We start from the raw sequence: 18,982 nt of genomic DNA on the forward strand, positions 1-18,982 counted from the left end.
CGGGGACGCCCCTCGTCGGCGTCGTCAGCCCGCCAGGCAGGAAGGGCCGAGCAGCACCTTGAGATCGCCGAAGAGCGCGGGGTCGGGCTTGACCCGGTGCCGGTCGAGGCGCAGCACCGTCGTCTTCGACGGGCCCTGGAGCTTGATCCGGACCTCGCTGTCGCCCTTGTGGTGGGTGAGGATCTCGCCGAGGCGGCTGACCATGGGCGGGGTGATGCGGGTGGCCGGGATGGTGAGGACCACGGGCGCGTTGGTGCCCGCGTGGGACAGGTCCGGGACCTGGAGTTCCATGGCGACCAGGCGGGGCACGTCCTCGCGCTTGTCGAGGCGGCCCTTGACGAACACCACTGCGTCCTCGACGAGTTGGGTGGACACCAGCTGGTAGGTAGCCGGGAAGAACATGCACTCGATGGAGCCGGCCAGGTCCTCGACGGTGGCGATCGCCCAGGCGTTGCCCTGCTTGGTCATCTTGCGCTGGAGGCCGGAGATGATGCCGCCGATGGTGACGACCGCGCCGTCGGCGTGCTCGCCGCCGGTGAGCTGGGCGATGCCCGCGTCGGCCTTGTCGGAGAGCACGTGCTCCAGGCCGAAGAGGGGGTGGTCGGAGACGTAGAGACCGAGCATCTCGCGCTCCTGGGCGAGCAGGTAGGTCTTGTCCCACTCCTCGGTGGTGAACTCCACGTCCAGGCCGAAGCCGGGCTCGCTGCTGGTCTCCTCGCCCATCCCGCCGAAGAGGTCGAACTGGCCCTCGGCCTCCTTGCGCTTGACCGCGACCACGTTGTCGATCATCGGCTCGTACTGCGCGGTGAGGCCCTTGCGGGTGTGCCCCATCTCGTCGAAGGCGCCGGCCTTGATCAGCGACTCGGTGGTGCGCTTGTTGCAGACCACCGCCTCGACCTTGTCGAGGTAGTCGGGGAAGGAGGAGTACTTCCCCTTGGCCTTGCGGCTCCTGATGATCGACTCGACGACGTTGGTGCCGACGTTGCGGACGGCGGAGAGGCCGAAGAGGATCACGTCGTCGCCCTGGGCGGCGAAGTTCGACTCGGACTCGTTGACGTTGGGCGGGAGCACCTTGATGCCCATGCGGCGGCACTCGTTGAGGTAGACCGCCGACTTGTCCTTGTCGTCCTTGACGGAGGTCAGCAGGGCCGCCATGTACTCGGCGGGGTGGTTGGCCTTCAGGTAGGCCGTCCAGTACGACACCAGGCCGTACGCGGCGGAGTGCGCCTTGTTGAAGGCGTAGCCGGCGAACGGGACCAGGACGTCCCACAGGGCCTGGATGGCCTCGTCGCTGTAGCCGTTCTTCTTGGCGCCCGCCTGGAAGATGGTGAAGTTCTTGGCCAGTTCGTCGGGCTTCTTCTTGCCCATCACGCGGCGCAGGATGTCGGCCTCGCCGAGCGAGTAGCCGGCGATGATCTGGGCGGCCTTCTGCACCTGCTCCTGGTAGACGATCAGGCCGTAGGTGACCGCCAGGACCTCCTCGAGGGGCTCTTCCAGCTCCTTGTGGATCGGGGTGATCTCCTGGAGGCCGTTCTTGCGCAGCGCGTAGTTGGTGTGCGAGTCCATGCCCATGGGGCCCGGGCGGTACAGCGCGGAGACGGCGGAGATGTCCTCGAAGTTGTCGGGCTTCATCAGGCGCAGCAGCGAGCGCATGGGGCCGCCGTCGAACTGGAAGACGCCGAGGGTGTCGCCGCGCTGGAGCAGGTCGAACGTGGTCGGGTCGTCCAGCGGCAGGCTCAGGAGATCGATGTCGAGCCCCTTGTTGGACTTCACCATCTTGACGGCGTCGTCCATGATCGTCAGGTTGCGCAGGCCGAGGAAGTCCATCTTCAGCAGGCCGAGCGACTCGCAGCTCGGATAGTCCCACTGGGTGATGGTCACGCCGTCGGTGTGCCGGACCCAGACGGGGACGTGCTCGGTGATGGTCTCGCTGGACATGATCACGCCGGCGGCGTGCACGCCCATCTGCCGCACCAGGCCCTCGACGCCCTTGGCGGTGTCGATGACCTTCTTCACGTCCGGCTCGTTCTCGTACATCCCGCGGATCTCGCCGGCCTCGCTGTAGCGCGGGTGCGAGGGGTCGGTGATGCCGTTCAGGTCGATGCCCTTGCCGAGGACGTCGGCGGGCATGGCCTTCGTGAGGCGGTCACCCATGGCGTACGGGTAGCCCAGCACGCGCGCGGAGTCCTTGATCGCGTTCTTGGCCTTGATCTTGCCGTAGGTGCCGATCATGGCGACCTTGTCGGCGCCGTACTTCTCCGTGACGTACCGGATCACCTCGACGCGCCTGCGCTCGTCGAAGTCGATGTCGACGTCGGGCATGGAGACGCGCTCGGGGTTGAGGAACCGCTCGAAGATCAGGCCGTGCGGGATCGGGTCGAGGTCGGTGATGCCCATGGCGTAGGCGACGATCGAACCGGCCGCGGAGCCTCGGCCGGGGCCGACCGCGATGCCGTTGTTCTTGGCCCACATGATGAAGTCGGCGACGACGAGGAAGTAGCCCGGGAACCCCATCTGGATGATGACGTCCATCTCGTACTCGACCTGCTTCTGGCGGTCCTCGGGGATGCCGCCCGGGAAGCGGCGCTCCATGCCGCGCCGGACCTCCTCCTTGAACCAGGTGACCTCGGTGTAGCCCTCGGGGATGTCGAACTTGGGCATGAGGTCGCGCTTCTCGAACATGCCCGTGGTGTCGACCATCTCGGCGACCAGGAGCGTGTTGGCGCAGCCCTGCTGCCAGGCGTCCGAGGAGTCGATGGCGTACATCTCGTCCGTGGACTTCAGGTAGTAGCCGGTGCCGTCGAACTTGAAGCGGTCCGGGTCGGAGAGGTTCTTGCCGGTCTGGATGCACAGCAGGGCGTCGTGGGCGCCCGCCTCGTGCGCGTACGTGTAGTGCGAGTCGTTGGTGACCAGCGGGGGGATGCCGAGCTTCCGGCCGATCTCCAGCAGGCCCTCGCGGACCCGGTGCTCGATGTCGATGCCGTGGTCCATCAGCTCCAGGAAGTAGCGGTCCTTGCCGAAGATGTCCTGGTAGTCGGCGGCGGCCTTCAGGGCCTCCTCGTCCTGGCCCAGGCGCAGCCGGGTCTGCACCTCGCCCGAGGGGCAGCCGGTGGAGGCGACGATGCCCTTGGACCACTGGGCGATGGTCTCCTTGTCCATGCGGGGCCACTTCTGCAGCCAGCCCTCGGCATAGGCGTCGGAGGAGAGGCGGAAGAGGTTGTGCAGGCCCTCCCTGTCCACGGCCCACATCGTCTTGTGGGTGTAGCCGCCGGAGCCGGAGACGTCGTCCCGCTTCTGGTGCGGCTGGCCCCAGCGGACCTTGCGCTTGTTGCGCCGGGACTCGGGGGCGACGTACGCCTCGATGCCGATGATCGGGGTGACCCCGGCCTTCTTCGCGGAGTGGAAGAAGTCGTACGCCCCGTGCAGGTTGCCGTGGTCGGACATGGCGATGTGCGTCATGCCCATCTCGTTGCACGCGTCGAACATGTCCTTCAGCCGCGCGGCACCGTCCAGCATCGAGTACTGGGTGTGGACGTGCAGGTGCGTGAACGGCGGCTTCGACACGGTGCGGCCTCCTGGAATACGGATCGGCGACGGGCTGCGGACGGTCTGGGGGTCAGCGTCGAAGTCTATGCCCCGGCACCGACACCCGGCGGCCGGCCGGGCGTGCGTCCGCCGGGATTCCGCCGGGGCGGCCGGGCGCCCGCCCGCGACGCCGGAGGTGACATCGAACGTGACGTCGAACACCAGAACCGGGCACTCCTTCGTGACGTCGAACGTTGGTGGTGGAGGAGATCCGCCCGTCATGTCATGCACCACCCGTACCAGGAGGCACCCCGCGATGTCGGTCACCCAGCTCAGCGACGAGCAGCGCGGCGAGGAGATCCTCTCCGTCTTCGACACCGCCTTCGGCGAGCTGCTGGCCGCCGACCCGGCCGCGTTCCGCGTGAAGTTCCGGAAGATGGCGTCCTCCGCCTTCGCGTTCTACCGCGGCACGGCGTGCCTCTTCTACCACGACCTGGCCGCGGGGAACGCGGGTCCGGACGGCGCGCGCACGGCCGGCGGCCCCTACCTGGACGAGCGCACCTCGCGCGTGTGGATCCACGGCGACCTGCACGCGGAGAACTTCGGCACGTACATGGATTCGAACGGCCGTCTGGTCTTCAACGTCAACGACTTCGACGAGGCCTACGTCGGCCCCTTCACCTGGGACGTCAAGCGCTTCGCCGCCTCCATCGCCCTCGTGGGGTACGCCAAGGCGCTCAGCGACCGGCAGATCACGGAGCTGGTGACCGTCTACGCGAGCGCCTACCGCGAGCGGATCCACGCCCTGGCCACCGGCGCCAAGAGCGACGAGGTGCCGCCCTTCACCCTGGACACCGCCGAGGGCCCGCTCCTGGACGCATTGCGCGTCGCCCGCTCGCTGACCCGGTTCTCCCTGCTGGAGTCGATGACGGAGATCCGCGACTTCGAACGCCGCTTCGCACCCGGCGGCGGCTCCATCGAGCTGGACGCGGCCACCCGCTACAAGGTGCTCGCCGCCTTCGACGGCTACCTGGAGACCCTGCCGGAGTCGTCGCTGGCCCGCCCGGACTCCTACCGCGTCAAGGACGTCGTGGGACGCCGGGGCATCGGGATCGGGTCGGCCGGGCTGCCGTCGTACAACATCCTGCTGGAGGGCAACAGCGACGCCCTGGAGAACGACGTCGTGATCTACATCAAGCAGGCCCAGACCCCGGCCGTCTCCCGGCACGTCACGGACCGGGCGATCCGCGACTACTTCCAGCACGAGGGCCACCGCACGGTGATCTCCCAGCGCGCCCTGCAGGCGCACGCCGACCCGTGGCTGGGCTGGACCGAGCTGGACGGCGCCGGTCAGCTGGTGGCGGAGGTCTCGCCGTACGCCGTCGACCTGGACTGGGACGACATCGACGACCCGGAGGAGATCGCGCAGGTCGTCGCCGACCTGGGGCGGGCCACGGCCACCATGCACGCGGCGGCCGACGACCAGTCCGGCGAGTCCCTGGTGCCGTTCTCCACCGAGCGGGCCATCGACGCGGCGATCGCCGCCGACGAGGAGGGTTTCGCCCCGCTGCTCGTCGACTTCGCGCACGCGTACGGGGCACGCGCGCGCGGGGACCACCGGATCTTCGTCGACCTGTTCCGCAACGGCCGGATTCCAGGTCTGTGACGAGGCGGACGCTCACAGGGACCCTTTAGGGGCCTCTTACCGGCGGACGTGCCACACTCTCCTTCTGCTATGGACATATCCGGGACCCGACTCAGAGCCGTGCGCGCGGCGCTGTTCACGGCAGTGGTCGTGACACTCAGCACCGCGTCGCACGTCCTGCTGTCCCGGGTCCCGCTGCCGCTGAACACGGTGGCCTCGGTCGCGGGCGCCGTGTTCCTGCTCGCCTACGCCCTGGCCGGGCGCGAGCGCGGCTTCGGGCGGATCGCCGCCCTGCTGGTCCCGCTGGAGCTGGCCGCCGACACCGTCTTCACCACCGGCCAGCACGTCTGCTACGGCACCGCGGGCGGCCCGCTCGCCGGCCCGCTGCGCTCGGTCGGCTGGGACGTCCTGTGCGGCAACCGCACGCCCGTCGGCACCCCGCTGGCCCGGATGACCGGCGCCGGCCCCGACCGGCTCGCCGTGCTGCTCGCCCACGCCGACCCGGCGACCGCCTGGCTGCTGCTCGGCGCGCACGTCGGCGTGGGCCTCCTCGCCGCCGGGTGGCTGCGCCGCGGCGAGCGGGCCCTGGCCCAGCTGGTGCGCGCGGTGGCAGCCACCACCTTCCGGCCCCTGCTGATCGCGGTCGCGGCGACCACGGTCCGCCGCCGGCCCACGGTCCACCGGCCGACGCGCCCCGCGCCGCACCGCACCGCCCTGCGCGCCCGCCTCCTCGTGCACTGCCTGGGACGACGCGGACCACCGCGCCCGACCGCCCCGGCCCGCCGCCCCGCCCTCGCGCTCGCCCTCGGCTGAGCGGCGACGGCCGGCCCGGGCCGCCCGGTCCCCCACCACGTCCCACGCATCCCGCGCACGAAGCTGCGCGTCCCACAGGAGAACACCACCATGAGCAAGCGGAACACCCAGTCGGCGAAGACGGCGGCCCGGGAGCGGCTGCGCGTCGAGCGCGAGCGCGAGGCCAAGCGGGCCAAGGCCAAGCGGCAGATCACCGTCGCCGCCTCGGTCGTCGTCGTGCTGGCGGCGGCGGGCGGCATCGGCTACGCCGTGGTCCAGGCGAACAAGCCCGGCCACTGGGACGCGGTGAAGGACGACAAGGTCGTCGCACCCGCCAACACCTCGGGCACCGACGGCACGACGGTGATCCTCGGCAAGTCCACCGCCGCGAAGACCCTCAAGGTCTACGAGGACCCGCGCTGCCCGGTCTGCGCCCAGTTCGAACAGACCGTCGGCTCGACCCTGAAGAAGGACCTCGACGACGGCAAGTTCAAGATGCAGTACATCTCCGGCACCTTCCTCGACGACCACGACCAGGGCGAGGGCTCCAAGAACGCACTGAGCGCCCTGGGCGCCGCGCTCAACGTGAGCCCCGAGGCGTTCCAGGAGTACAAGACCGCGCTCTACTCCGCCAAGTGGCACCCGGACGAGAACGACGACAAGTTCAAGGACGACAGCTACCTGCTCAAGGTCGCGGACACCGTCCCGGCGCTCAAGGGCAACGCCAAGTTCCAGTCGGCCGTGAAGAACGGCACGTACGACGCCTGGGCCATGGCGATGTCGAAGACCTTCGACGACAACAAGGACAAGGTGAGCGGCACCCCGAGCCTGGTCATGGACGGCAAGAAGCTCACCTCCCCCGGCTCGGACAACGCGCCGATGACCGTGGCGGACTTCAACTCGGTGGTCGGCGCGGCGCTGAAGGGCTGATTCAGGCAGCAGACCGGATCCGGTTCGGGCAGCAGGCGCTGATCCGGCCGCCCGTAGCGGCGCGAACCCCCTGTGATCCGCGCCGGTCCGCACCGGCTCACGCCGATCCGCGCTGAAGAGCGGGCGAACTTTCGCCCCTTCGCCCGCTCTTCGCGTGTACTCGTCAGTAATCTGATCGGCCGTGACCAGCCGACACAGATCATCCGGCCCCCTCCCGACGACCCCGGGGCCCTCCGGCCCCCCGCTCATCCCCCGCCGCCGTACGGTCGTCAAGGCCGCCGCGGCCACCGCGGTCCTGGCCGCGCCGCTCGCCGCCGCGCTGCCCGCGCGCGCCGCGAGCGCGGCCCCCGCCTTGGGGCGGTTACACCGACGACCGCCGCGAACTCCTGGGCCACCTGCGCGCGAACGCCATCCGCAACACCGTCTTCCTGACCGGGGACATCCACATGGCGTGGGCCAACGACGTGCCGGTGGACGCCGGGACCTACCCGCTGTGGCCCTCGGCGGCCACCGAGTTCGTGGTCACCTCACTGACCTCGGACAACCTCGACGACATGGCCAAGGTCCCGGAGGGCACCGTCTCCGCGGTGGCCGCCCCGGTGATCCGGGCCGCCAACCGGCACGTCCACTGGGTCGACACCGACCGCCACGGCTACGGCGTCCTGGACATCACCGCCGAGCGCGCGCAGATGGACTACTACGTCGTCTGCGACCGCACCCGCGCGAACGCGACGTCCGCCTGGGCACGTTCGTACCGCACGCGCAGCGGCACGCAGCGGATCGAGCGGACGTACGACCCCGTCTAGGGCTTCGCGGCCGCGCCGCGGCGGCTCAGCCGAGGGTGCCGAGGAAGCCGAGCGCCACCCGCCAGGTGGCCTCGGCGGCCTCGGCGTCGTAGTCCGGCAGGTCGGGGTCGGTGTAGAGGTGGCCGGCCCCGGCGTACCGGTAGATCTCCACGTCGGCGCCGATGCGGCCCATCTGCAGGTACCAGGCGCTCAGCCAGTCGTCGGTCTCGAACGGGTCCGGTTCCGCCACGTGCAACTGGACGGGCAGCTCGTCGGCCCGGACGCCCGGCGCGATGTCGGACGTCCCGTGCAGGAGGAGCAGGCCGCGCGCCTTGTCGTCGCCGAGGGCGAGGGTCTGGGCGATGGAGGCGCCGAGCGAGAACCCGGCGTAGACCAGGCCGCGCTCCGAGTAGGGCGCCGCGGCCAGCACGGCCCGGCGCAGCAGTTCGTCCTTGCCGATGCCGTCCTTGAACGCCATCCCGTCCTCGACCGAGTCGAACGTGCGGCCCTCGAAGAGATCCGGCGTCCACACCTCGTGCCCGGCGCCGCGCAGCCGGTCCGCGGCCTGCCGCACGCCGGGTCCGAGCCCATGGGTCGAGTGGAAGAGCATGATGTTCATGAGGCCATGGTGCCAGCCGGGTACGACGACGTCCGCGCGGACCCGGCCGGATGTGAACGTCCTGCGAGAGTCTGCGAGAGCCTCGCCACACCGGCCCGGCCCTACCCAGGAACCGCGCGAAGACACATGTTCGTGCCCGGCCGCCGCCGGTTACGTTCGCAGGCATGGAGAACGCACTCCGCCCGCTGATCGTGATCGGCGGCTCGGTCGTCCTCACCCTGGTCATCGGATGGGCCACCGACCTGCTGCTGCGCAAGGCCGACGAACGGCACCACGAGACACCGCTGTGGGGCCTGCTGCGCCGTGCCCGCGTCCCCTACCAACTCGTCCTGTGCTCCGCCCTGCTCAGAGGCTCCTACGACCGGGCCGAACTCCTGAAGGAGCACCGGGACGGCGTCGGCCGGGCGCTGACCCTGGTGCTGATCGGGTCGGCCGCCTGGCTCGCCGTCCGGATCGCCGCGGCCGTCGTCGAGACGTCGTACTCGCGCTACGCCAGCGCCCGCGCGCACCGGGACCCGGCCCGGGTGCGGCGGGTGCGCACCCAGGTCGAGCTGATCATGCGGGTGGTCACCGCCGTCGTCATCGTGGTGGCCGCCGCGTCGATGCTGCTGACCTTCCCGGCGATGCGCGCCGCCGGTGCCTCGCTGCTGGCCTCGGCCGGCATCCTCGGCATCGTCGCCGGGGTCGCCGCGCAGTCCACGCTGAGCAACATGTTCGCCGGGCTGCAGATCGCCTTCGGCGACATGGTGCGCATCGGCGACACGGTCGTCGTCGACGGCGAGTGGGGCACCGTCGACGAGATCACGCTGACCTTCCTGACCGTACGCACCTGGGACGAACGCCGGATCACCATGCCGGTCTCGTACTTCACGTCCAACCCGTTCGAGAACTGGTCCCGCGGCACCCCGCAGATGACCGGCACCGTCTTCTGGCACCTCGACCACTCGGCGCCCCTGGACGCGATGCGCGAGAAGCTGCGGGACATCCTGCGCGAGTGCCCGGCCTGGGACGGCCGAGCCTGCAACGTGCAGATCACGGACACCACGCCGAACACCGTCCTGGTGCGGGCGCTGGTGACCGCGAAGGACTCCGACGACATCTGGACGGTGCGGGTCGCGGTGCGCGAGCAGATGATCCGCTGGCTGTGCGAGGAACACCCCTACGCGCTGCCCCGGATCAGCACCGCAAAGGCCGTGCCGCCCCGAGAGGACGGGCTCAGTGGCCGCGCTCCGCGCCACCGTTGACCTGGATGACCTGCGAGGTGACGTGGGCGGCGGCCGGGGAGGCCAGCCAGTGCAGGGTGGCGGCGACGTCGCCCGGCGTGCCCGCCCGCTTGTCGGAGGTCTCCGCGATGCGCCGCGCGCGCTGCTCCTCGTCCATCGCGTCGCCGAAGAAGCCGGTGTCCTCGATGTAGCCGGGCGCGACGACGTTCACCGTGATGCCGTGCGGCCCCAACTGGCGGGCGAGGTCGTGGGCGTAGGGATGCAGGGCCGCCTTGGAGGCGGCGTAGGCACCGCTGCCGGAGCCCCGGTAGGCGGCGATGGAGCTGAGGAACAGCACACGCCCGCCGGGCTCGGCGAGCCGGTGCTTGAGGGCCTCGGTGAGCAGCACGGCGGTCAGCGTGTTGATCCGGAAGTTGAGGGCCCAGTCGTCGGCGACCCGGTCGAGCGGGTCGTCCCGTTCCGTCCGGGGTTCCAGGCGCCCCGACCCGCCGGCGCTGTGGATCAGGACGTCCACGGCGCCCAGCTCGTCGGCCACGAAACGGGCCGCCCCGCGCACGCCGTCCGGGTCACCGAGGTCGGCGGCGTACGTGAGGGCTCCCGGCACCCCGGCCTTGCGCAGTACCTCCTCCCGCCGCCCGAGCAGCACGACCTGGTCCCCGCCGGCCGCGAACACCTGTGCCGTGGCCAGCCCGATCCCGGTACCGCCACCGCTGATCACCACGTTGCGCGTCATGGACCCGAGCCTAGTTCCCGACGCCCGCCCGCGAGGGTCAGCGCAGGCTGCGCACGTCGAGGTGGCGCAGCACCCGGTCGACGATCTCCGGGTCGGCGCCCGGCTCGCTGCGGGCCGCCAGCACCTCGTGCCGTGCCGCGCTCAGCATCTCGCCCTGGATCCGCCGCAGCCGCTTGATGCGGCGCACCCGGTTCTCCTGTGCCTCCCGGCGCTCCTCGTCGCCGATCTGCGGGTTGATGCGCAGCCCGATCTCGAAGGCCCGGCGCAGCATCTGCTCGGAGACCTCGTCCGGCAGGTCCTCGACCGTCTCGATCTCCTTGAGCCGCCGCTTGGCCGCGCGCGCCGCCCGCACCGCCAGTTCCTTCTCGAACTCCTTCTCGCGTTCGGTGTCGGCCCGCACTCCGAGCCGCTTCACCAGCCAGGGCAGGGTGAGCCCCTGCACCACGAGCGTCACCATGATCACCCCGAAGGCGATGAACACGATCTCGTCCCGGTCGGGGAACGGTGCGCCGCTGTCCGTCTTCAGGGGAATGGCGAGCGCCAGCGCCACGGAGGCCACGCCGCGCATCCCCGACCACCACATGACGACGGTCTCCCGCCAGCTGGTGGGGATGTCCTCCTCGTAGTCCCGCCGGGCGTGCAGGCGTTGGGTGAGCCAGGTCGCCGGCAGCAGCCACAGCAGCCGGACGAACACGACCACGCCGACGACCACCCCGGCCCAGCCCAGCAGCTCGCCCCAGCGTCCGGAGGCGGTGCGGATGGCGTTGTGCAGCTCCAGGCCGATCAGTCCGAAGGCGACCCCGGTGACGAGGGTGTCGACGACGTCCCAGACGGTGTGCCCGGCCAGCCGGCTCAGCACGTCGTCGGCGTCGTGGGCGTACTCGGCCAGGAACAGCGCGGTGGTGAGCACGGCCAGGACCCCGGAGCCGTGCAGTTCCTCGGCCAGCACGTAGGAGGCGTAGGGCACGAGCAGCGTCAGGCCGATCTGGAGGGTGGCGTCCCCCAGCAGGTCGAGGAGCTTGTTGGCGCCCCAGCCGAGCACCACGCCCACGACGACGGCGACCACCGCGGAGAGCACCAGGTCGAGTCCGGCGTGCCAGGCCGAGAACTCGCCGCTGACGGCGGCGGCGATCGCGACGTGGTAGAGCACGATGGCGGTGACGTCGTTGAACAGTCCCTCGCCCTCCAGGATGGACACCAGGCGGCGGGGCAGGCCGAGCTGTCCGGCGACGGCGGTGGCCGCGACCGGGTCGGGCGGTGCGACCAGCGCGCCGAGCGCGACCGCCGCGGCCAGCGGCAGCCCCGGCACGATGGTGTGGGCGACGACCGCGACACAGATGGTCGTGACGAACACCAGGGCCACGGCCAGCAGGAAGATCGGCCGTCTGTTCGCCGCGAACTGCCGCCAGGACGTGCGCCGTACGGCGGCATAGAGCAGCGGCGGCAGCAGGGCGGGCAGGATCAGGTCCGGCGGGATGTCCACGTTCGGTACGAAGTTCAGCACCGCGAGCACGATCCCGAGGAGCGTCATGAGCACCGGGGCGGGCAGCCCGAGCCGGTCTCCGACGGGGACGCTGATCACGGCCCCGAGCAGGACGACGAACAACAGGGCCAACTGATCCACGCTCAGCGCTCCGGGAGGTCGGACGTTCACACGGCAGCCTCCAGCGTGCCATGCCGTTTGGGCCGTCGGCCTCTTCGCCGAGTGGCTACAGGGCGCGCCGCATCGCCCGGTGCGCGATGCCGGCGTCCGGGAACTCGGGGCCGTAGGCCGCGTACCCCAGCCGCTCGTAGAAGCCGAGGGCGTGGGTCTGGGCGTGCAGGTCCATCGCCGTCAGGCCGCGCGCGCGGGCCGCGTCCTCCAGGGCGCGCACCAGGGCCACGCCGACGCCCAGCCCGCGGGCCGCGGCGGTGACGGCGAGGCGTCCCAGGGAGCCGACGGCCGCGTCGCCGCCGGTGCGGCCGGCGGCGGCCTCGCCGTGCAGCAGCCGTCCGGTGCCGAGCGGCGTGCCGTCGTCGCGGACCGCGAGCACGTGGAGGGCCACGGCGTCCAGGTCGTCGTACTCGATCTCCTCCGGGACGCCCTGCTCGACGACGAAGACCTCCTTGCGCACCGAGAAGCAGGCCTCGCGGTCGGCGAGGTCCTCCGCCACCCGGGTCCGGTACGGCGCCGGGGTCATGCGTACGTCTCCTCGCGGACCTGGTCCAGGGCTTGCTGGAGGTCGTCCGGGTAGTCGCTGGCGAACTCCACCCACTGCCCGTCCCCGGGGTGCTCGAAGCCGAGCCGCACGGCGTGCAGCCACTGCCGGGTCAGCTTGAGCCGCTTGGCGAGGGTGGGGTCGGCGCCGTAGGTGAGGTCGCCGACGCAGGGGTGGCGGTGGGCGGCCATGTGGACGCGGATCTGGTGGGTGCGCCCGGTCTCCAGCTTCACGTCGAGCAGGGAGGCGGCGCGGAAGGCCTCGACGAGGTCGTAGTGCGTGACGGACGGCTTGCCCTCGGCGGTGACCGCCCACTTGTAGTCGTGGTTCGGGTGGCGGCCGATGGGCGCGTCGATGGTGCCGCTGGTCGGGTCGGGGTGGCCCTGGACCAGCGTGTGGTACCGCTTGTCGACCGTGCGCTCCTTGAACTGGCGCTTGAGCGACGTGTACGCGTACTCGGACTTGGCGACCACCATCAGGCCGGAGGTGCCGACGTCCAGGCGGTGCACGATGCCCTGGCGCTCGGCGGCGCCGGAGGTCGAGATGCGGTACCCGGCGGCGGCGAGTCCGCCGATGACCGTGGGTCCTGTCCAGCCGGGGCTGGGGTGCGCGGCGACACCGACCGGCTTGACGATCACGACGACGTCGTCGTCGTCGTGGACGATCTCCATGCCCTCGACCGGTTCGGCGACGACCTGCACGGGCGCGGGCGCCTGCGGCATCTCGACCTCCAGCCAGGCGCCGCCGCGCACGCGCTCGGACTTGCCGACCGCCGCGCCGTCGACCAGCACCTTGCCCGCGGCGGCCAGCTCGGCCGCCTTGGTGCGGGAGAAGCCGAACATGCGGGAGATGGCGGCGTCGACGCGCTCGCCCTCCAGGCCGTCGGGCACGGGCAGGGTACGGATCTCGGGAAGCGTGCTCACCCGTCGAGTATGCCGGACGGGTCGGACACTCCCGTACGCGCGGCCCGGTCCCTGTGGACGGCCCCGCCCCCAGGGTGGCCGGGGAAGCCCTCGGTCCCCGTGGACAGCCTCAGTCCTTGTGGACGGTGCCGTCCGGGTCCCGGCCGCTGAAGGAGAGCAGCACGATCAGGATGCCGCCGCAGACGATCGCCGAGTCGGCGAGGTTGAAGACGGCGAAGTGCTTCGGGGAGATGAAGTCGACGACCGCGCCCTTGAAGACGCCCGGGGAGCGGAAGATCCGGTCGGTGAGGTTGCCCAGTGCGCCACCGAACAGCAGACCGAGCGCGAACGCCCACGGCAGGCTGTAGAGCTTGCGGGCGAGCCGGACGATCACCACGATCACGGCGGCGGCGATGACCGTGAAGATCACCGTGTACGCCTCGCCGAAGCTGAAGGCGGCTCCCGAGTTGCGGATCATCTGGAGCTGGAGCCAGTCGCCGATGATCTTCACCGGCGCGTGGTGCTCGAGCTTGGCCACGACGACGATCTTGCTGATCAGGTCGAGGGCGTACGCCACCGCGGCCACCGCGAACAGCACCCCGATCCGGCGCCTGCCCCGCGGCTGCCCGTCCGCGCGCAAGGCCGCTTCGGGGCCGTCCTGCGCGTCCGGCGCGTCCGGCGTCGTTCCTGGTGGTGCGGCGGCCGTCTCCGCCGCGGCGTCGGGCCGCCGCTGCTGCCCGGGACGTTCCGCGTCCGGGGTGTCGTCCGGCGTACCGATGATGCGCTCCGCCTCTGCCACGTGAGTCCCTCGACCTAGGTACCTGACTGAGGACGAGACTACGGCACACCCCCCTGGGCCGACGTGCGCAGGAGGGCCCCGGAGTCCGTTCAGTAGCGGCGCTCCTGCTTCTGCTTGCACTCCACGCACAGGGTGGCCCGCGGAAAGGCCTGCATGCGGGCCTTTCCGATCGGGTTGCCGCAGTTCTCGCACAGGCCGTAGGTGCCCGCGTCCAGGCGGTCGAGGGCGCGCTCGGTCTGGGTGAGCGTCTCACGCGCGTTGGCGGCGAGCGCCAGCTCGTGCTCGCGCGTGATGTTCTTGGTGCCGGTGTCCGCCTGGTCGTCGCCCGCGCCGTCCCCGGAGTCCCGCATCAGACCGGCGAGGGCGGCCTCGGACGAGCTGATCTCGGTGCTCAGCCGCTCCATCTCGGACTCCAGCTCCGCGCGGGCTTCGGCGGCCTCCTCCTCGGTCCACGGTTCCTCGCCCGGCCGTACCGCGAGGTCGCCCGGTTCCACCGCCGCGGCGACCCGTGCCTTGGGGACGGCGGTCGTGGCCGCCGCGGCCGTCCCAGGAGTCTTCTTCGCAACCACCGTCGTGGCTCCCGTCTGCTTCGCGGCCTCGGCCGCGCCCGCCTTCTTGCCCGTGCTCTTCCTGCCCACGGCGGCCCCGGTCCCACCCTGCGCGGCGGACTTCGCCCCGGACGGCTTCGAACCGGGCCGCTCCGCCTCGCAGGACTCGGGGCCGGGGGGCTCCAGGCCGGAGGGCTTCGCCTCGGGGGACTTCGGCTGGGCGGTCTTCCTCGCGGGGGTCTTCCTCGCGGAGGCCTTCCGGGCCGGGGCACGCCGGTCCGTGGCGCGCCCGGCACCCGCTTCCCCGCGCGCGGGGTCGGTCGCGGCGCCGGGGTGCCGCGATCCGCCGGACGCCGACTGCTCGGCGGTCTTCTTCGCCACCATGGCCGCGGCCCCTTCACATATTGTGATCTTGCTCGCGAATCGTGCTGGGACGATAAATCGACTCCAGTCCCGCGGCAACGGGGCACGCCGCCCGATTCGCCCGCCTCGCGCGTACCGCGCGGCCGGCATGCATGCGTTGTGCCCAGCTCCCCGCCGGGTAATCCGACGAGCTGCGCGTCCTACGATCCGACCGGCCGCGCCGGAGCCGTTCGGGTCACCGCCGCCCCGCCCGCCCGTGCCCGGCCCGCCCCGAAAACCGGTCGGCCGCTGTCCCCGGGGCGCCGTACACTGGGCGCAGCGAGAAGCGTGGATGGGGACGAGTAGCGGCGTAGGCAGCCCAGAGCGACCCGGGGACGGTGTGAGCCCGGGGGGCGAGCGCGACGTGAAGATCACCCCGGAGCCGCCGGAAGAAAGCCCCCAGGGGCAAGTAGAACCGGCATCGCGAGCCCAATGAGGGGGCTCACCGGAGCGCGGGGCGCGCCGGGGGGCCAAGGAGGGTGGTACCGCGGGAGCGCGCCGCACACGGCGTAGGCAGCACGATGGCTCTCGTCCCTCCGACGGAAGGCAGCACATCCGCCGGAGGAAGCTCGTTGAATACGCAGCCGCAGTACCGCCAGGTGCCCGCCCAGGTCGACCTGCCCGCGCTCGAACACGCGGTGCTCGACTTCTGGCGCGAGCAGAAAGTCTTCGCCAAGAGCCTGGAGCAGTCCGAGGGCCGCCCCGAGTGGGTGTTCTACGAGGGCCCGCCCACCGCCAACGGCATGCCGGGCGCCCACCACATCGAGGCGCGCGTCTTCAAGGACGTCTTCCCCCGCTTCCGCACCATGCGCGGCTACCACGTGGCGCGCAAGGCCGGCTGGGACTGCCACGGCCTGCCCGTGGAGCTGGCGGTCGAGAAGGAGCTGGGCTTCAGCGGCAAGAAGGACATCGAGGCGTACGGCATCGCGGCCTTCAACGACAAGTGCCGCGAGTCCGTGCTGCGGCACACCGACGCCTTCTCCGAGCTGACGACCCGCATGGGCTACTGGGTCGACCTCGACGACGCCTACGTCACGATGGACCCCGAGTACATCGAGTCCGTCTGGTGGTCGCTGAAGGAGATCTTCACCAAGGGCCTGCTGGTCCAGGACCACCGTGTCGCCCCCTGGTGCCCGCGCTGCGGCACCGGCCTGTCCGACCACGAGCTGGCCCAGGGCTACGAGACGGTCGTCGACCCGTCCGTCTACGTCCGCTTCCCGCTCACCTCCGGACCGCTGGCCGGCCAGGCCTCGCTCCTGGTGTGGACGACGACCCCGTGGACCCTGGTCTCCAACACGGCGGTCGCCGCGCACCCCGACGTGACCTACGTCGTCGCGACGAACGGCGAGGAGAAGCTGGTCGTCGCGGAGCCGCTTCTCGCCAAGGCGCTCGGTGAGGGCTGGGAGGCCACCGGCGAGTCGTTCACCGGCGCGCAGATGGAGCGCTGGACCTACCAGCGGCCGTTCGAGCTGGTGGAGTTCCCCGCGCCGGCGCACTTCGTGGTGAACGCCGAGTACGTGACCACCGAGGACGGTACGGGCCTGGTCCACCAGTCCCCCGCCTTCGGTGAGGACGACCTCAAGGTGTGCCGCTCCTACGGTCTGCCGGTCGTCAACCCGGTCCGCCCGGACGGCACCTTCGAGGAGGACGTCCCGCTGGTCGGCGGCGTCTTCTTCAAGAAGGCCGACGAAAAGCTCACCGAGGACCTCCAGCAGCGCGGCCTGCTCTTCAAGCACCTGCCCTACGAGCACAGCTATCCGCACTGCTGGCGCTGCCACACCGCGCTGCTGTACTACGCCCAGCCGTCCTGGTACATCCGCACCACGGCCGTCAAGGACCGGCTGCTGGCGGAGAACGAGAGGACCAACTGGTTCCCGGACACCGTCAAGCACGGCCGGTACGGCGACTGGCTGAACAACAACATCGACTGGGCGCTCTCCCGCAACCGCTACTGGGGCACGCCGCTGCCGATCTGGCGCTGCGAGGAGGGCCACCTCACCTGCGTGGGCTCCCGCGCGGAGCTGACCGAGCTGACCGGCACCGACCAGTCCGGCCTGGACCCGCACCGCCCGTTCATCGACGACGTCACCTTCACCTGCCCGCAGGAGGGCTGCCAGGCGACGGCCACGCGCGTGCCGGAGGTCATCGACGCCTGGTACGACTCGGGTTCGATGCCGTTCGCGCAGTGGGGATACCCGTACAAGAACAAGGAGCTGTTCGAGAGCCGCTACCCGGCGCAGTTCATCTCCGAGGCGATCGACCAGACCCGCGGCTGGTTCTACACGCTGATGGCCATCGGCACGCTGGTGTTCGACAAGTCGTCCTACGAGAACGTCGTGTGCCTGGGTCACATCCTCGCCGAGGACGGCCGCAAGATGTCCAAGCACCTGGGCAACATCCTGCAGCCGATCCCGCTGATGGACCAGCACGGCGCGGACGCGGTGCGCTGGTTCATGGCGGCCGGCGGCTCGCCGTGGGCGGCCCGCCGCGTCGGCCACGGCACCATCCAGGAGGTCGTCCGCAAGACGCTCCTGACGTACTGGAACACGGTCGCCTTCCAGGCGCTGTACGCCCGTACGTCGAACTGGGCACCGAGCGAGGCCGACCCGGCCCCGGCCGACCGCCCGGTCCTGGACCGCTGGCTGCTCAGTGAGCTGCACGCGCTGACCGACCAGGTCACGCAGGCCCTTGAGGCGTACGACACGCAGCGTGCCGGCAAGCTGCTCTCCGCGTTCGTCGACGACCTGTCCAACTGGTACGTCCGCCGCTCGCGCCGCCGCTTCTGGCAGGGCGACAAGGCCGCGCTGCGCACGCTGCACGAGGTCGTCGAGACGGTGACGAAGCTGATGGCCCCGCTGACCCCGTTCATCACCGAGCGGGTCTGGCAGGACCTGGTCGTGCCGGTCACCCCCGGCGCCCCGGAGTCGGTGCACCTCGCCGCCTGGCCCGAGGCCGACCTGGCGGCCATCGACCCGCAACTGTCCCAGCAGATGGTGCTGGTGCGGCGCCTCGTGGAACTGGGCCGGGCCACGCGCGCGGAGTCCGGCGTCAAGACCCGTCAGCCGCTGTCGCGTGCGCTGGTCGCGGTGGCGGGCTTCGACACCCTGGACCGCGAACTGCACGCGCAGATCACGGAGGAGCTGAACGTCTCCTCGCTGGCGTCGCTGAGCGAGGTCGGCGGTTCGCTGGTGGACACCACCGCGAAGGCCAACTTCCGTGCGCTGGGCAAGCGGTTCGGCAAGCGCGTCCAGGACGTGGCGAAGGCGATCGCCGGGGCCGACGCGGCGGCGCTTTCGCTGGCGCTGCGCGAGGGCACGGCGTCGGTGGAGGTCGACGGCGAGACGGTCACGCTCGCTCCGGACGAGGTGATCATCACGGAGACTCCGCGCGAGGGCTGGTCGGTGGCGTCCGACTCGGGTGCGACGGTGGCGCTGGACCTGGAGATCACGGAGGAGCTGCGCCAGGCCGGCCTGGCGCGCGACGCGATCCGGCTGATCCAGGAGGCGCGCAAGAACAGCGGTCTCGACGTCGCGGACCGGATCGCCCTGCGGTGGGTGTCCACGGACCCGGCGGTCATCGCGGCGCTGTCGGAGCACTCCGGGCTCATCGCCGAGGAGGTCCTGGCGACGGACTTCGCGCAGGGCGAGGCGGACGGCACGTACGGTGACGCGTTCGTCGACGAGGGCCTGTCGCTGACGTTCCGCCTGCGCAAGGCGTAGCCCTCACGGGCGGGTGCGGCGGGGGTGGCCTGCAGAGGGTTCTCGCCCCCGCCGCCCTGCCCTTCCCGTCCCTGGGGGCTTCGCCTCCAGACCCCCTTTCGCGCAGTTCCCCGCGCCCCCAAAAAACGCATCCGCGCACGAGAACGGCCCCGGAGGAGATCC

At 71.1% G+C, this 18,982-nt stretch carries 13 protein-coding genes and 1 pseudogene; 6 read left to right on the plus strand and 8 right to left on the minus strand.

The features are described from left to right. Positions 1-24: 24 nt before the first annotated feature. Positions 25-3,564 carry a DNA polymerase III subunit alpha gene (dnaE, locus tag AB0G56_RS03490; protein WP_360962922.1) on the minus strand — a complete coding sequence of 1,180 codons (3,540 nt, stop codon included), beginning with the start codon at positions 3,562-3,564 and terminating at the stop codon, positions 25-27. A 277-nt stretch (positions 3,565-3,841) separates the two neighbouring features. Between dnaE and AB0G56_RS03495 the strand changes: the two genes are divergently transcribed. The 4 genes and pseudogenes from AB0G56_RS03495 to AB0G56_RS03510 form a co-directional block, all read left to right on the plus strand. After that, positions 3,842-5,191: a DUF2252 domain-containing protein gene (locus tag AB0G56_RS03495; protein ID WP_360962925.1), complete on the plus strand. Its 1,350-nt coding sequence runs from the start codon at positions 3,842-3,844 to the stop codon at positions 5,189-5,191. Positions 5,192-5,260: 69 nt separating this feature from the next. Then, on the plus strand, positions 5,261-5,983 hold the full coding sequence (locus AB0G56_RS03500) for a hypothetical protein (RefSeq protein WP_360962928.1): 723 nt from the start codon (positions 5,261-5,263) through the stop codon (positions 5,981-5,983). Between the two features lie 90 nt (positions 5,984-6,073). Continuing rightward, on the plus strand, positions 6,074-6,892 hold the full coding sequence (locus AB0G56_RS03505) for a thioredoxin domain-containing protein (RefSeq protein ID WP_360962931.1): 819 nt from the start codon (positions 6,074-6,076) through the stop codon (positions 6,890-6,892). Between the two features lie 359 nt (positions 6,893-7,251). Then, a pseudogene (locus tag AB0G56_RS03510) lies at positions 7,252-7,698 on the plus strand (alkaline phosphatase D family protein); the annotation flags it as partial. Positions 7,699-7,723: 25 nt separating this feature from the next. On the opposite strand, the gene AB0G56_RS03515 reads toward AB0G56_RS03510, so the two are convergent. Further along, entirely contained in the window at positions 7,724-8,296 is a 573-nt protein-coding gene (locus tag AB0G56_RS03515) for a dienelactone hydrolase family protein (protein ID WP_360962934.1), read from the minus strand. A 164-nt stretch (positions 8,297-8,460) separates the two neighbouring features. Between AB0G56_RS03515 and AB0G56_RS03520 the strand changes: the two genes are divergently transcribed. Continuing rightward, positions 8,461-9,540, plus strand: coding sequence for a mechanosensitive ion channel domain-containing protein (locus AB0G56_RS03520; RefSeq protein ID WP_360962937.1), 1,080 nt, complete (start codon positions 8,461-8,463; stop codon positions 9,538-9,540). Here AB0G56_RS03520 and AB0G56_RS03525 read toward each other — a convergent pair. From AB0G56_RS03525 to AB0G56_RS03550, 6 genes are all read right to left on the minus strand, one after another. Next, a complete protein-coding gene (locus AB0G56_RS03525; RefSeq protein WP_360962939.1) occupies positions 9,512-10,252 on the minus strand; it encodes an SDR family oxidoreductase in 741 nt (246 codons plus the stop codon). The two genes, AB0G56_RS03520 and AB0G56_RS03525, sit on opposite strands and share 29 nt — an antisense overlap. A gap of 37 nt (positions 10,253-10,289) precedes the next feature. Continuing rightward, complete coding sequence (locus AB0G56_RS03530) at positions 10,290-11,876, minus strand: Na+/H+ antiporter (protein WP_360962942.1); 1,587 nt, start codon at positions 11,874-11,876, stop codon at positions 10,290-10,292. 85 nt (positions 11,877-11,961) lie between these two features. After that, the gene (locus AB0G56_RS03535; protein ID WP_360962945.1) at positions 11,962-12,432 is read right to left on the minus strand and encodes a GNAT family N-acetyltransferase; all 471 of its coding nucleotides are present in this window, start codon (positions 12,430-12,432) and stop codon (positions 11,962-11,964) included. After that, positions 12,429-13,373: an RluA family pseudouridine synthase gene (locus tag AB0G56_RS03540; protein ID WP_360962948.1), complete on the minus strand. Its 945-nt coding sequence runs from the start codon at positions 13,371-13,373 to the stop codon at positions 12,429-12,431. Before AB0G56_RS03540 ends, AB0G56_RS03535 begins: the two co-directional genes overlap by 4 nt. 109 nt (positions 13,374-13,482) lie before the next feature. After that, positions 13,483-14,151, minus strand: a complete 669-nt coding sequence (gene lspA / locus AB0G56_RS03545; protein WP_360962951.1) for a signal peptidase II — start codon at positions 14,149-14,151, stop codon at positions 13,483-13,485. An 89-nt stretch (positions 14,152-14,240) separates the two neighbouring features. Further along, complete coding sequence (locus tag AB0G56_RS03550) at positions 14,241-15,083, minus strand: TraR/DksA C4-type zinc finger protein (protein ID WP_360962954.1); 843 nt, start codon at positions 15,081-15,083, stop codon at positions 14,241-14,243. Positions 15,084-15,622: 539 nt separating this feature from the next. On the opposite strand from AB0G56_RS03550, the gene ileS reads away from it, so the two are divergent. Then, positions 15,623-18,820 (plus strand): isoleucine--tRNA ligase, encoded by a 3,198-nt coding sequence (gene ileS, locus AB0G56_RS03555; protein WP_360962958.1) that lies wholly within the window; start codon positions 15,623-15,625, stop codon positions 18,818-18,820. The last annotated feature ends 162 nt before the right edge of the window (positions 18,821-18,982 follow it).

The sequence above is a fragment of the Streptomyces sp. NPDC021356 genome (assembly GCF_040641015.1).
Taxonomy (GTDB): Bacteria; Actinomycetota; Actinomycetes; order Streptomycetales; family Streptomycetaceae; genus Streptomyces.